Consider the following 14,300-nt stretch of genomic DNA (forward strand, 5'->3'; position numbering starts at 1 on the left):
CGCGATAGAGGCGTGCCGACCAACGGTCGGCACCCACCCCCACAGCACCCGTGCCGGCCGCCGGCCGGCAATCGGAGCACAGTAGATCCACGCCATGCGTGGATGCCCCAGATGCTCAGGGCACCGGCTGGGCCAGGATCCTGCGCAGCGAGCGGCCGCTGTTGGTGAGAATGTCATCGACCTGCCAGCAGCCCCCGCCCTTGCGCACCATCGGCAACCGCGTCACGTAGGCCTTGTTCCATACCGCATAGCCCATCTCGACCTGGCCCACCGTGGCGGAAGCCTGCTTCCAGCTGTAGCGCACGGCGCCGTCGATGTCCCCGTCCTGCGCGTCCAGCCACGGATCGGAATCGATCGTGCAGATGCCCTCTTCGCGTACCTGGCAGGCACGCTCGGCGTGCAGCGCCTTGGCGAATACCGCGCTGACCAGCGCCTGCGGCGGCTGCAGCAGGTCGCCCTTGCCGGTGGTCGCTTCGAAGAAGGCACGTGCCACCTCGGCCGGTTCCCGGCAGGCAGGCGCAGCCTGCACGGTGGGGGCCAACAGCAGGCTGACGATCGCCAACATCCCTGTCTTTCGCATATCCAGTTCCTTGATGGTGGAGAGACGCCGGGCATGGCCCGGCATTACCGGCAACACGTATGGGTAACGCCGGGCCATGCCCGGCGAGCGCGCAGCGCGACGGAGATTACAACCCGTACCGCTCGATCGCATCCAGGTGCGGCTGGCGATCCTGGTCACAGGCCTCGGCCAGGCGCAGCCAGCAGTGCGGGTGCGCCCAATCCGCCGTCGCCTGCTGCAGGAAGCGATGCAGCGCCAGCGGCGCGTGATCCTGCGGCTGGGCGACAGTGAACAGCAGACCCGGCAGCGTGCCGTCTTCCGCGTCCGGATCGGTCACGGTGTAGTCCGCACGGCTGTGCGACCACACCTTCCAGCCCTGTGCCTCGGCGGCTTCCACGAAGGCGTTCCATGCATCTTCACCGGGGTGCGCGCCGTCGACCAGCCAGCTGCGAGCGAAACCACCCCGCTCCAGCACATGCACCTGCGCATAGGTCGGAATGAAGTGCTCGCGCTCCGCCTCGTCTTCTGGTGCCGGGTGCACCAGGCCGGCGTCGAACACCACCCAGTCACCCACCTGCTGCGCACGGTTGGCCGGTGCGTTCTCGACGATGCGCGCGGTCACCGGGCCGCTGCGGCGGGCGTAGTACTCCATCGGCTCGCCGCCTTCTTCGCTGCGGATGATCACCCAGCCCCAGGGCTCTTCGACCACGCCCTGCTGGCTGGACAGTTCCATGCCGATCGCTGCTGCCGAGCGGCGCACCGCATCCCAGTCGCGCGCCGCGCTGGCCGCACTCATGTGGTCCCAGTGCGCGGCGTTGGGCTCTTCCAGCAGTTCCACCAGCTGCGCATAGCAGGCCTGTGCCTCGCTGAAGCGGCCGGTCTCCATGTACATGCGGGCAAGCGTGCCCCGTGCACCGTTCGATCCCGGCGACAACGCCAGCAATGCCTGCGCCGCCTGCTCCAGCGCCGGCCAATCCGACGCGCGCCGTGCACGCTGCACCTCGCACCAGTGCGCGAACACCGGCACGCTGTCGCGGTAGGTCGCAGCCAGCCTGCGCAGGCCGTCATCATCGCCCTGCTCGACCAGCCAACGCATCAGCGTGTACGCCGCTGCGCCATCTTCCTGCGCGTGGCAGCGCACGAAGTCCCACAGCAGTGCCTGCGCTTCGGTCCTGGCGCCACAGGCGTGCAGCGCCGAGGCGGCCACCTCAGCCAGCGCGCCGTCGTCCGGCCGCTCGGCGTGCGCCTGCAGCAGCCACTGCGCTTCGCGCTCGGGATCACGTGACTGGTTCTGTTCGCCCTGCGCCTGCAGCCACGCCAGCAGTTCATCGGCAGGCACCGGCAGCGGTGCCGTCTCCGGCAGCGCCTCGATTCGTGCCGCCAAACCAGCCACCAGCGCGGCAGCGCCGCGGTCCTGCCGCAGTTGCCCCAGATGGGTGCGGGCCAGGCCGAGCTGGCGCTGTGCCACCCAGCGCGCACCGCGCTGCAGGGCCAGCTCCAGGCTCAATGCAGCGATCTCGATCACCAGGCGATGCGCGCCAACGGTGGCGAAGTGCTCGATGATGGTGTTGAAGCGCGTACCCAGATCCCAGGTATTGCGTTCGCCATCACGACTGCACAGGGTCGAGGCGGTATTGGCCCACAGCCGCCAGTGGTTTGGTGTCAACTCGCTCCAGGGCACAAGCTGCTGCAGCGCCTCTTCATCACGCCCAAGCTGGGCCAGCGCCCAGGCCTTGGACAGCCGGCGCGGCACCGTGCAGTTGGCCGGCTCGTATTCGCCTGCGGCGGCTACTTCGGCCTCACGCTGCTCGATCAGTGCCAGGGCCTCCGCCGCGCGGCCGCTGGCCAGCAGGATCTTGATCTGCATTTCCGGGAAGCTGTCGAACACTTCCTTGCCGCGCGCCTGGATCGCCGCCGCCTGCACCTGCAGGTAATCCAGCGCGTCCTGGCCACGGCCGTCGTCCAGCAGCGCGTCGGCCTTCTCGCAGCTCAGGCACTGGAAGCAGGCCCAGCTCGGGTCGATGCGGCCGAGCGTCTCGTCGCAGACCTCGATGCGCTCGGGCACCCAGCCCGGACCATCGATGTTGCCGTAGCAGGCGGCAAGATCCTGGGTGACGCAGATCGACTGCGGGCAGTCCAGGGCATCGGCACGGTGTGCGCGCTCGAACAGCGCTACCGACTCGCCCAGCGCGCTTTCACCTTCCACGCGGTTGCCGACGCGATTGCGCAGCGCCCAATGGCCGACATAGACGTCGACCCAGGGGTTGTCCAGCGCCTTGCCCAACGCGCGTGCTTCGGGCAGCAGTGCATCGACGCGGTCGACCTGCAGTTCACTGACTTCATCGGCAAGGCGGGTCAGCAGGTGGGCGTTCTGTGCCTGCCCGGCCTGGCGCAGGTCTTCCTGCAGTTTTTCGACCCAGTTCCAGATATCCATGGGGGTAATGCTCCTGTCTAGCGAAGGCTGGATGAGAGGGGGCGGTGCTCAGCGCAGCATCTGCTGCAGGGCACCGGCAATATCGGTAAATGCACCATTGAGATCGGGGCCCGGCGTCGCCGCAGTGCGCTGCAACGGCCGGCCCTGCGCGGACACGATGATCTTCAGCGAGCGCAGCAGGCGCGCGGCCGACGCGGCCTGCGGGTGGCCATCGCGCTGGGCCTGCAGCAAGGCCTGCACCGCCGGATTGTCCAGGTTGAGGTAGAGCCGCGACGGTGCACGCGCCTCGATGCGCGCGGTGAACTGGCGCGCCAGCCGCAATGCGGCCATCGAGACGCGCTTGTCGTTCTCGTCGTCTTCCAGGCGTTGCTTCAGTTCGGCTTCGCGGTCGGGCACCACCACCACCGGCAGCGCCTCGGGACTGAACCGCGCCGGCAGCAATTGTTCGCCGTCGCCCAGGTGTTCGCGCAGCCAGGCCAGCTGCGTATCGTCAAGGCTGTCGTCGGTGCGGAACAGTGCGCGATTGCCCTGCTCGGTACCGAGTTCGACCAGGCGCAGGCCCTTGGCCTGGGCCCAGCGGCGCAGGAAAGGCACCACGGCATAGCGATGGCCATGCGCGACCGGCACGCCCATCGCACGGAACAGCATTTCCTCGAAGCCGCCACCGTTGTCGAGGATCACATGCACCGCGCCGCGCGCTGGCAACGCGCTGGCCGGCAGGTCACCCTGCGAGGTCGGCACGCGCACGTGTTCCAGCAGCAGGTCGAACAGGCGCTCATCGCACAGCGCCGCACCCAGCAGGGCCTCGTTGTGGCGGCTGAGCACCCGCCGCCAGGCTTCGGGCTGCTGCCGCGCGACGTCGGCCAGGCCATCGATCAGCGCTTCCAGCAGGGCGTGCTGCACGGCGCGATAGTGGTCATCGCGCTGCAGGTCCTCGCGGCTGGCGGTCGGGGTCAGCTTCGACGATTCGATCACCCCGCCGATGAAACCGGCCCACGGCGGCAGCAGATCGCGCGCGTCGTCGTCCAGCAGCATGCCGCGCACGAACACCGACAGGTTGCGGTTGTCGCTGGTGCCGTAGGTGGCACCATCCTGCACCCAGAGCATGCCGACGGCATCACTGCTGCCATCGGACCGTAGCGGCATCGTCACGATGGGCTCGAAATCATGTTCGAAGCGGGCCGCGAACTGCTGCGCCTGGCGGCGTGCCTGCACCGGATGCAGCGCGACGTCACCCTGCCCGCGCCACGGCGGCGGTTCGGGATTGATCGCGGCGGTCGCCGCACCGATGAAGATCGGCTCGGACAGCAGCGCGCAGTAGCGGCCCAGCACCTCGTGCAAGCGCGCTTCGTTGGCCAGCGGCAGGAAGTCCGGATGCAGCTCCAGCTCCACCTCGGTGCCGATCGCCCGTGCCGGCACTTCGCTGACGGTGTACTGCTCGGCGTTGCTGGACACGTACAGGTGGCCCAGCTCTGGTGACTGGTAGGAGGTGGTACGCACGCTGACACGGCGCGCCAGCACGAAGGCCGACAGGAAGCCGAGGCCGAACATGCCGATCAGGCCTTCATCGTCCTCGCCGTCCTGGCGCAGGCCGCGGGTGTAACCGACCCCGACCGTGGCCAGGTAATCGTGGATTTCCTGCCGGGTCAGGCCGGCACCGGTATCGGTGATGCGCAGCACGCCGGCGGCGACATCGACCTGCACGTCGATGCGCGACACACTCTGGATGCCGGGCTGCTCGATACGGCGACGGATGATCGAATCGTGCGCGTTCTGCACCAGCTCACGCAGCGCCACCATTGGGGTGGAATACAGGTGCTTGCCCAGCACCGTCATCAGTCCATTGAGATCGACCCCGGCGCGGCGGATTTCGGCGGCGGGGGTGCTGAACATCGGGTCCTGCATGTAATCGATTACTCCTTGCCACGGAAAGGCGCCAGGGGGCGCCTTCGTCGAGCCGGGAAAACTAGCACAGGCAGGCTGACCGTTGCCGCATGTGACGTTTGTAGAGCCGAGCCCACGCTCGGCTGCTTTTCCGGCAAAGGGCAGCGGAGCGTGGGCTCGGCTCTACAGTACCGGCATCACGCCGCGTCGATGGCCTCGGACAGGCGTTCGACCGCGATCACTTCCATCCCCTTCACCGAGCCGCCCTTGGGCGCATTGGCCTTGGGCACGATGGCGCGCTTGAAGCCGTGGGTCGCCGCCTCGCGCAGGCGGTCCTCGCCGTTGGGTACCGGCCGGATCTCACCGGACAGGCCGACTTCACCGAACGCGATGGTCTTCTCGGCCAGCGGACGGTCCTGCAGCGAGGACAGCACCGCCAGCAGCACCGGCAGGTCGGCGGCGGTCTCCTGCACGCGGATGCCACCGACGACGTTCACGAATACGTCCTGGTCGCCGACCAGCACGCCGCCATGCCGATGCAGCACTGCCAGCAGCATGGCCAGGCGGTTCTGCTCCAGGCCCACCGCCACGCGGCGCGGATTGGACAGCGGCGAGGCGTCGACCAGCGCCTGCACTTCCACCAGCAACGGCCGGGTGCCCTCGCGGGTGACCATCACGCAGCTGCCCGGCTGGTGCGTGCTGGCACCGGACAGGAAGATCGCCGACGGATTGGAGACTTCCTTCAGGCCCTTGTCGCCCATCGCGAACACGCCCAGCTCGTTGACCGCGCCGAAGCGGTTCTTGAAGGCCCGCAGCAGGCGGAAGCGGCTGCCGCTCTCGCCTTCGAAATACAGCACGGCATCGACCATGTGTTCCAGCACGCGCGGGCCGGCGATGCCGCCTTCCTTGGTCACGTGGCCGACCAGGAACACCGCGGTTCCGGTTTCCTTGGCGAAGCGCACCAGCCGCGCAGCGCTCTCGCGCACCTGGCTGACCGAACCGGGCGCGGCGGTCAGCGTCTCGGTCCACAGCGTCTGCACCGAGTCGGCCACGATCAACCGCGGCCCGCTCTTGGTGGCGTGCTGCAGGATGGATTCGACACCGGTCTCGGCGAGCGCGTTGACGCCCTCCAGCGGCAGCTCCAGCCGGTGCGCCCGACCGGCCACCTGGGCCAGTGATTCTTCACCGGTGACGTAGAGCACCGGCAGCACCGCGGCCATCTTCGCCACCGCCTGCAGCAGCAGGGTGGATTTGCCGATGCCCGGATCACCACCGACCAGCACCACCGCGCCCTCGACCAGGCCGCCGCCGAGCACGCGGTCGAATTCACCGATGCCGGTGCTGACCCGGTTGTGCTCGGTCTGCGCCACGTCCTTCAGTGCGGTGATCTTTGGCGGGTCGATCTTGCCCGCCCAGCCGGCACGCCGTGAGGCGGGCGCCTTGGCCGCCGTCGCGCTCTCAAGGACGATTTCCGACAGCGCGTTCCAGGCGTTGCACTCGGTGCACTGGCCTTGCCACTTGCTGTATTCGGCGCCGCATTCATTGCAGACATACGCGGTGCGGGCTTTGGCCATCGGAGATTTCCTGCAGGGGCAACGAGCGTGGCAGGATAGCCGAGCCGGGTCGCACGTGCTGCGACCACTCAAGTCCCACCCGCCGGTGCCGATAGCGGTGGCGGGCGTGCGCCTTGCGGGCGCCCCTCCCTTCTCCTCTGGATTCAACATGACTGGTAGTTACAGTCAGGGCCTGGTCGCCATCTCGCTGCTGGTGGCCATGCTGGCATCGTATACCGCGCTCGACATGGCCGGCCGCCTGGCCACGGCCGAGGGCCGGGTCGCCCGCTGGTGGCTGGCCGGTGGTGCCGCCGCGATGGGCCTGGGCATCTGGTCGATGCACTTCATCGCGATGCTGGCGTTCAAGCTGCCGATTCCAGTCGGTTACGACCTGGCGATCACCCTGTATTCGCTGGCCGTGTCGATCGGCGCATCGGCCTATGCGCTGTGGCTGGTGTCGCGGCCCAGCCTGCCACTGCAGCGGCTGGCCGCCGGTGCGGTGCTGATGGGACTGGGTATCGCGGCCATGCACTACCTGGGCATGGCCGCGATGCGGATGCAGCCGGGCATCGATTACCACCCCGGCTGGTTTGCCGCGTCGATCGCGGTGGCCATCGGCGCCGCCGGTGCAGCGCTGTGGATCGCCTTCCGGCTGCGCGTCGAGCAACGCAACACGGTGCGCCTGCGGATACTGGCATCACTGGTGATGGGCCTGGCCATCGTCGGCATGCACTACACCGGCATGGCCGCCGCACGCTTCCCGGCAGGCAGCGTCTGCGGCGCGGTCGGCAGCGGCGGCATCGATCCCCGCTGGCTGGCCGTGCTGGTGATCGTGACCACGCTGGCCACGCTGGGCATCGCCCTGGTTGCCTCGTTGTTCGACCGCCAGATGCGCGTGCGCACCGGTCTGCTGGCCGACTCGCTGGCCCACGCCAATGACAAGCTGATCCAGGCGGCACTGCACGATCCACTGACCCAGCTGCCGAACCGCATGCTGCTGCAGGATCGCATCGAGCAGGCCATCGAGAAGGCGCAACGCCGCCAGCAGTCGGTGGCGGTGATGTTCTGCGACCTGGACGGTTTCAAGGCCGTCAACGATGCCTATGGCCACCAGCTGGGCGATCGCCTGCTGGTCGCGGTGGCCCAGCGCGTGGGGGCGCAGCTGCGGCCGCAGGACACCCTCGCCCGCCTCGGTGGCGACGAGTTCGTGATCGTGCTGGCCATTGATGCGCCTGACGATGCGGCGGTGGTCGCCGAACGGGTGATCGCGGCGGCCAGCGAACCGTTCGTGCTGGATGCGGCGGAACTGCAGGTCACCGCCAGCCTGGGCATTGCCCTGTATCCGGACGATGCCGGCGACGAACGCGAGTTGATGGCGCATGCCGATGCGGCGATGTACCACACCAAGGAAACCGGCCGGAACGGCTACACCTTCTTCATCCCTTCGATGCAGCTCAGTGCCAACCGCCAGCTGCGGCTGCTGCAGGACCTGCGCAAGGCGATCGCGCGCAACGAACTGCTGCTGCACTACCAGCCGAAATTTCCGGCGGCCGACGCGCCCGCCACCGGCGCCGAGGCGCTGCTGCGCTGGCAGCATCCGGAGCTGGGCCTGCTGGCACCGGACGTGTTCATTCCCATCGCCGAGCGCAGCGGCCTGATCCTGCCGATCGGCGACTGGGTGCTGGACCAGGCCTGCGCGCAGCTGCGCGCCTGGCATGACGGCGGGCACAGCCACTGGACGATGGCGGTGAACCTGTCGCCGCTGCAGTTCGCCTCCCCGGCCCTGCTGGACAGCGTGCGGTCGGTGCTGGAACGGCATCGCATCGACCCGGCGCGGCTGACCTTGGAGATCACCGAAACCACGGCGATGAAGGATGTCGAGGCCAGCCTGGCGATCCTCAACGATCTGACTGCGATGGGCGTGCACATCGCCATCGACGACTTCGGCACCGGCTATTCCAGCCTGCTGTACCTCAAGCGCATGCCGGCCACCGAGCTGAAGATCGACCGGGCGTTCGTGCATGACCTCGAACGCAATGACGAGGATGCGGCCATCGTGTCGTCGATCATCGCGCTGGGCCGCACCCTGCAGCTACAGGTGGTGGCCGAGGGCGTGGAGACCCAGGCGCAGCGCGAGTACCTGAGTGAGCTGGGCTGCGACCAGCTGCAGGGTTATCACCTGGGGCGGCCGATGGAGGCCGAGGAGTTCCTGCGCAAGGTGGGGTGAGAGGCAACCGCATCCACGCATGGCGTGGATCTACTGCATCCTCCGGATGCATTGAACGGCAACCGCATCCACGCATGGCGTGGATCTACTGTGCGGGGACTTCGCGGTGACGGGTAGATCCACGCCATGCGTGGATGCGTTCCCCGCGATCGCGCGGCAAACAGAAAGGCCGCCCGAAGGCGGCCTTTCTGCGTGGCAACGTCGCGAAGACGTCAGTGCATCATGTGCACGTTCATGTTGTGCATGACCCACAGGGTACCGACCACGATGATGCCGATCACCACCACGGTGAAGGCCGCAGCGTTGACGTTCCAGCGGCTCTCCGACGAGCGGTCCAGGTGCAGGAAGAACACCAGGTGGACCAGCATCTGCAGCACCGCGGTGATGGCGATCACCACACCGTTGACGGTGCGCGAGAAATCGCCCGACATCACCATGTAGAACGGGATGACGGTCAGCACCACCGCCAGCACGAAGCCGATCAGGTACGACTTCACGGTGCCGTGGCTTTCGCCGCCGGCGGCGTGGTCGTGTGCATGGTTGTCATGTGCCATTACAGCGCTCCATTGAGGTAGACGACGGAGAACACGCCGATCCAGATCAGGTCCAGGAAGTGCCAGAACAGGCTCAGGCACGCCATGCGGGTCTTGTTGGTCGGGGTCAGGCCGTACTTCTTCAGCTGCACGAACATCACCAGCAGCCACAGCAGGCCGGCGCTGACGTGCAGGCCGTGGGTGCCGACCAGGGCGAAGAACGCCGACAGGAAGGCACTGCGGTCCGGACCGTAACCCTGATGGATCAGGTGCTGGAACTCATAGACTTCCATGCACATGAAGCCAAAGCCCAGCAGCCAGGTGATGCCCAGCCACAGGAACATCTGACCGACCTGCTTGCGGTGCATGGCGATCATGCCCAGGCCGAAGGTCAGCGACGAGGTCAGCAGCAGCGCGGTTTCCCACGCCACGAACGGCAGCTCGAACAGGTCCTTCGCGCCGGGGCCACCATCGGTGCCGCCGGCCAGCACCACGTAGGTGGCAAACAGCGAGGCGAAGATGAGGCAGTCGCTCATCAGGTACACCCAGAAACCGAAGACGGTGTTGCCGCCGGTGTCGTGGTGCTCGTGGTCGTCATGGCCATGGGCCGCCGCGTGTGCGGCGTGCCCGTGGTTCACGGTGGAGGTATTGGTGCTCATGCCTTCAGCTCCGACTTCACCAGGCCCTGGGCTTCCAGGTGCTTGCGGTGTTCGTTCTCGATGCGTTCCACCTCGGCAGCCGGGACCCAGTAGTCCACGTCCTGGTCGAAGGTGCGGTAGATGAACGTGGCGATCATGCCGACGAAGCCGATGATGGCCAGCCACCAGATGTGCCAGATCATCGCAAAGCCGAACACCATGCTGAAGGCGCCGATGACAACGCCGGTGCCGGTGTTGCGCGGCATGTGGATGTCGGTGTACTTGGCCGGCTTCGGCCAGGCTTCACCACGCTGCTTGCGCTCCCAGAAATCGTCCAGCTCGGTGACTTCCGGCAAGGTGCCGAAGTTGTAGAAAGCCGGCGGCGAAGAGGTTTCCCACTCCAGCGTACGGGCATCCCACGGGTCGCCGGTGAGGTCGGCAGTCTTCTTGCGGTCGCGGATCGACACGGCCACCTGGATGATCTGGCACAGGATGCCGGCACCCACGATGAAGGCGCCCACAGCGGCCACCAGCAGGAACGGCTCGTAGGCCGGGTTGACGGTGCTCTGCAGACGACGGGTCATGCCCATGAAGCCCAGCACGTACATCGGCATGAAGGTCACATAGAAGCCGATGAACCAGCACCAGAACGCGCACTTGCCCCAGAACTCGTTGAGGCGGAAGCCGAACATCTTCGGCCACCAGTAGGTGATGCCGGCGAACATGCCGAACACCACGCCGCCGATGATGACGTTGTGGAAGTGGGCGATCAGGAACAGGCTGTTGTGCAGCACGAAGTCGATGGCCGGGATCGCCAGCATCACGCCGGTCATGCCGCCGATGGTGAAGGTGACCATGAAGCCGATGGTCCACAGCACGGGCGTGGTGAACTGCACGCGACCGCGGAACATGGTGAACAGCCAGTTGAAGATCTTCACGCCGGTGGGGATGGAGATGATCATCGTCGTGATGCCGAAGAAGGCATTGACGTTGGCACCCGAGCCCATGGTGAAGAAGTGGTGCAGCCACACGATGAACGACAGCACGCCGATGCAGGCGGTGGCGTAGACCATGCCCTTGTAACCGAACAGGGCCTTGCGCGAGAAGGTCGCGATGACCTCGGAGAACACGCCGAAGGCCGGCAGCACCAGGATATAGACTTCCGGGTGACCCCAGATCCAGATCAGGTTGATGTACAGCATGGCGTTGCCGCCACCGTCATTGGTGAAGAAGTGCGTACCCAGGTAACGGTCCAGGGTCAGCAGCACCAGGGTGATGGTCAGCACCGGGAAGGCGGCGACGATCAGCACGTTGGTCACCAGCGCGGTCCAGGTGAAGACCGGCATCTGCATGAGCTTCATGCTCGGGGTGCGCATCTTGAGGATGGTGATGAAGAAGTTGATACCACTCAACGTGGTACCCAGACCCGCCACCTGTAGTCCCCATATGTAGTAGTCCATACCTACATTGTTGCTGTACTCGATGCCCGACAATGGCGGGAAGGCCAGCCAGCCGGTGGCGGCGAATTCACCGATCCACAGCGACAGCATGATCAGCACCGCACCGGACACGAACAGCCAGAAGCTGAGCGAGTTGACGAACGGGAACGCGACGTCGCGCGCACCGATCTGCAGCGGCACGGCCAGGTTCATCAGGCCGGTGATCAGCGGCATCGCCACGAAGAAGATCATGATCACGCCGTGGGCGGTGAAGATCTGGTCGTAGTGGTGCGGCGGCAGGTAACCCTCGGACCCGCCGACGGCGATGGCCTGCTGGGTACGCATCATGATCGCGTCGGAGAAACCGCGCAGCAGCATGACGAAGGCGACGATGATGTACATCACGCCGATCTTCTTGTGGTCCACCGAGGTGAACCACTCCTTCCACAGATAGCCCCACAGCTTGAACTTGGTGATCAGGGCCATGACGCCCAGGCCACCCAGCACCGCACCGACCAGGGTGGTCAGCACGATTGGATCGTGGGGGATCGACTCAAGAGAGAGTTTTCCCAACATGTTCATTCTCCCGAACCCATGTGGCCTTCATGGCCAGCGTGTTCGTGTTCTTCGGTGGCATCCAGGTTCTTCCCGGATTCCTTGGCATCATGCGCGTCGCTCGGGGCGTGCCCCTCGTGCGCTTCATGGCTGGACGCATCGGCAGCAGCCGCACCCGCATGGGCATGCTTCATGCCGTAGTGCTTGTTGTCGCCCATGTGCTTGGCGATGACCCAGTCGAACAGGCTGTCTTCAACCTTGCCGAAGTAGGTGACCGGGTACCACTCGGAATTCTTCGCTTCGCCCAGCGCCTTGAACGAGGTCTTGTCCAGGGTCTGCTCGCCGGCACGGACCTGGTCCAGCCACTGGCGGTACTGCGCATCGGTGACCGAGTAGGCAGTGAAATGCATCTTGGCGAAGCCTGCACCGCTGTAGTGCGAGGACATGCCCGGGAATTCACCCAGTTCGTTGGCGATCAGGTGGAGCTTGGTCTCCATCGCCGCCATCGAGTAGATCATGCTGCCCAGGTGCGGGATGAAGAACGCATTCATCACCGTATCGGAGGTGATCTCGAAGTTCAGCGGGGTGTTGACCGGGAACTTGATCTCGTTGACGACCGCGACCTTCTCTTCCGGATAGATGAACAGCCACTTCCAGTCCAGCGAGATCGCCTGGATGGTGACCGGCTTGACGTCCGATTCCAGGGGCTTGTACGGATCCAGCGCGTGCGAGGACCGCCAGGTCAGCACCGCCAGGACCAGCACGATCATGCAGGGGATCGACCACACCACCACCTCGATCGCCGTCGAGTGGGACCACTTCGGCTCGTAACGGGCCTTGGTGTTGGAGGCGCGATACTTCCACGCGAAGGTCAGGGTCATGATGATGACCGGGATGACGACCAGCAGCATGAGCACGGTGGCCGTGATCAGCAGTGTCTTTTCATCCTGGCCGATCTGGCCCTTCGGACTGAGGATGGCCACGGCATCGCAGCCGGTGAGCATCACCAGCAATGCGAGCAGCAAGCCCGGGCGCAACCAGCGCCCAAGGGTTTTCAACGGAATCATCGGTCGATCCAATTGCGAGGGAATGCCGTTCCCCGTCCTGCCCGCACCGGCCAAAGCCGGGCCCACCCGTCCAGAAGACAGGCAGGTAAGGTGGGGTCGAGTCAGCCCTTCAATTTTAGGCCGTCACCCACCATTTAAGAAAGGCATTGACAATGATCAGGCGCAGGAAAGGCCCGGATCTGGCTGCGACACGTTGTCGCACCGCGCGATTGTGGCGGGCAGAACGCGCGGGGACGGCAGCGTAGCATCGGCCACGGCGACAACGAGGCGCCTCGTTCGGCACAGTCGACTGAACAGGTTCAGCAAGTCTTGAGCTCCCTTTCTTCGAGGAACCCGGCATGGACAGACCCTTCAGCGTTGAACGCATCGACCATGTGGTGCTGCGGGTGCGCGAGCTGGCCCGCAGCGAAGCCTTCTATGCCCAGGTGTTGGGGTGCGTGGCGGTACGGCGGCGCGAGCACCTGGGCCTGGTGCACCTGCGTGCGGGTGCGTCGATGATCGATCTGATCAGTCTGGACGGCACGCTCGGTCGCCACGGCGGTAGCGGGCCGGGCAGCGAAGGTCGCAACGTCGACCACCTGTGCCTGCGCGTCGAACCCTTCGACGAAACCGCGCTGGTCGCCCACCTGGCCGCCCACGGCGTGCCGGTGCTGGCGCCGGCCGAGGTCAACTTCGGCGCCGAGGGAGATGGCTTGTCGTTGTACTTCAAGGATCCGGACGGCAACACGGTGGAACTGAAGGGGCCTGCCAACGGAGCCGCGCAATGACCCGGTCTGCCGCGGCGCCGGCAAAGATCGACTTCAAGACGCAGGACAAGGCGCTGTACCGGCCATCGGTCGGCTCGTTCGTGCGGATCGAGGTGCCGCCGATGTCCTTCGTGATGGTCGATGGCCAGGGTGATCCGAACCAGGCGCCGGCCTATCGCAATGCGGTCGAGTGGCTGTACTCGGTCAGCTACGCACTGAAGTTTGCGATGAAGGCCGAAGGACGGGATTACGTGGTGCCGCCGCTGGAGGGACTGTGGTGGGCCGACGACCCGTCCAGCTTCGTGGCACGGCGCAAGCACGCGTGGCGCTGGACGATGATGATCCGCACGCCGCTGGACGTCGGCGTTCCGCGTTTCAACGAAGCGGTGGCCAAGGCATCGAACAAGCGCGGTACCGCGCCGCAAAGCCTGCGCCTGGCACTTTACGAGGAAGGCCTGTGCCTGCAGACGCTGCATGTAGGCGCCTACGATGACGAGGGCCCGACACTGGCCGAACTGCATGAACGGATCATGCCGGCACAGGGGCTGACCTTCGCCGGGCCGCATCATGAGATCTACCTGGGCGACCCACGCAAGGTAGAGCCTGCTCGCCTGAAAACGGTGCTGCGGCAACCGGTGCGGGCGCTGTGACGGCCGGGCCTCGGG

The 14,300-nt window shown here is 66.1% G+C and carries 11 protein-coding genes; 3 read left to right on the forward strand and 8 right to left on the reverse strand.

Annotated features, from left to right (window positions below; all coding sequences use genetic code 11):
• Positions 1–115: 115 nt before the first annotated feature.
• The 4 genes from AC13GI_RS07680 to radA form a co-directional block, all read right to left on the reverse strand.
• On the reverse strand, positions 116–580 hold the full coding sequence (locus AC13GI_RS07680; RefSeq protein ID WP_482995198.1) for a YqhG/Tai3 family protein: 465 nt from the start codon (positions 578–580) through the stop codon (positions 116–118).
• Positions 581–686: 106 nt separating this feature from the next.
• The gene (locus AC13GI_RS07685) at positions 687–2,993 is read right to left on the reverse strand and encodes a hypothetical protein (RefSeq protein ID WP_482995197.1); all 2,307 of its coding nucleotides are present in this window, start codon (positions 2,991–2,993) and stop codon (positions 687–689) included.
• A 48-nt stretch (positions 2,994–3,041) separates the two neighbouring features.
• Positions 3,042–4,898: an ATP-binding protein gene (locus AC13GI_RS07690; protein ID WP_482995196.1), complete on the reverse strand. Its 1,857-nt coding sequence runs from the start codon at positions 4,896–4,898 to the stop codon at positions 3,042–3,044.
• A gap of 176 nt (positions 4,899–5,074) precedes the next feature.
• Positions 5,075–6,451: a DNA repair protein RadA gene (radA, locus tag AC13GI_RS07695; RefSeq protein WP_100551874.1), complete on the reverse strand. Its 1,377-nt coding sequence runs from the start codon at positions 6,449–6,451 to the stop codon at positions 5,075–5,077.
• Positions 6,452–6,599: 148 nt separating this feature from the next.
• Between radA and AC13GI_RS07700 the strand changes: the two genes are divergently transcribed.
• Complete coding sequence (locus AC13GI_RS07700; protein WP_482995195.1) at positions 6,600–8,657, forward strand: putative bifunctional diguanylate cyclase/phosphodiesterase; 2,058 nt, start codon at positions 6,600–6,602, stop codon at positions 8,655–8,657.
• Between the two features lie 212 nt (positions 8,658–8,869).
• Here AC13GI_RS07700 and cyoD read toward each other — a convergent pair whose 3' ends face one another.
• Genes cyoD through cyoA form a run of 4 tightly spaced genes read right to left on the reverse strand, consistent with a single transcriptional unit; the run spans position 8,870 to position 12,889 of the window.
• Positions 8,870–9,211: a cytochrome o ubiquinol oxidase subunit IV gene (gene cyoD / locus AC13GI_RS07705; protein ID WP_025873831.1), complete on the reverse strand. Its 342-nt coding sequence runs from the start codon at positions 9,209–9,211 to the stop codon at positions 8,870–8,872.
• Positions 9,211–9,849, reverse strand: a complete 639-nt coding sequence (gene cyoC, locus AC13GI_RS07710; protein ID WP_099821051.1) for a cytochrome o ubiquinol oxidase subunit III — start codon at positions 9,847–9,849, stop codon at positions 9,211–9,213. The genes cyoD and cyoC overlap by 1 nt, the downstream gene beginning before the upstream one ends.
• Positions 9,846–11,843, reverse strand: coding sequence for a cytochrome o ubiquinol oxidase subunit I (cyoB, locus tag AC13GI_RS07715; protein WP_336025919.1), 1,998 nt, complete (start codon positions 11,841–11,843; stop codon positions 9,846–9,848). The genes cyoC and cyoB overlap by 4 nt, the downstream gene beginning before the upstream one ends.
• A gap of 2 nt (positions 11,844–11,845) precedes the next feature.
• Positions 11,846–12,889 (reverse strand): ubiquinol oxidase subunit II, encoded by a 1,044-nt coding sequence (gene cyoA / locus AC13GI_RS07720; protein ID WP_099821050.1) that lies wholly within the window; start codon positions 12,887–12,889, stop codon positions 11,846–11,848.
• A gap of 338 nt (positions 12,890–13,227) precedes the next feature.
• On the opposite strand from cyoA, the gene AC13GI_RS07725 reads away from it, so the two are divergent.
• Positions 13,228–13,656: a VOC family protein gene (locus tag AC13GI_RS07725; protein ID WP_482995194.1), complete on the forward strand. Its 429-nt coding sequence runs from the start codon at positions 13,228–13,230 to the stop codon at positions 13,654–13,656.
• Positions 13,653–14,285 (forward strand): GyrI-like domain-containing protein, encoded by a 633-nt coding sequence (locus AC13GI_RS07730; protein ID WP_482995193.1) that lies wholly within the window; start codon positions 13,653–13,655, stop codon positions 14,283–14,285. The genes AC13GI_RS07725 and AC13GI_RS07730 overlap by 4 nt, the downstream gene beginning before the upstream one ends.
• Positions 14,286–14,300: the final 15 nt, after the last annotated feature.

The organism is Stenotrophomonas sp. 82F1, assembly GCF_056861525.1.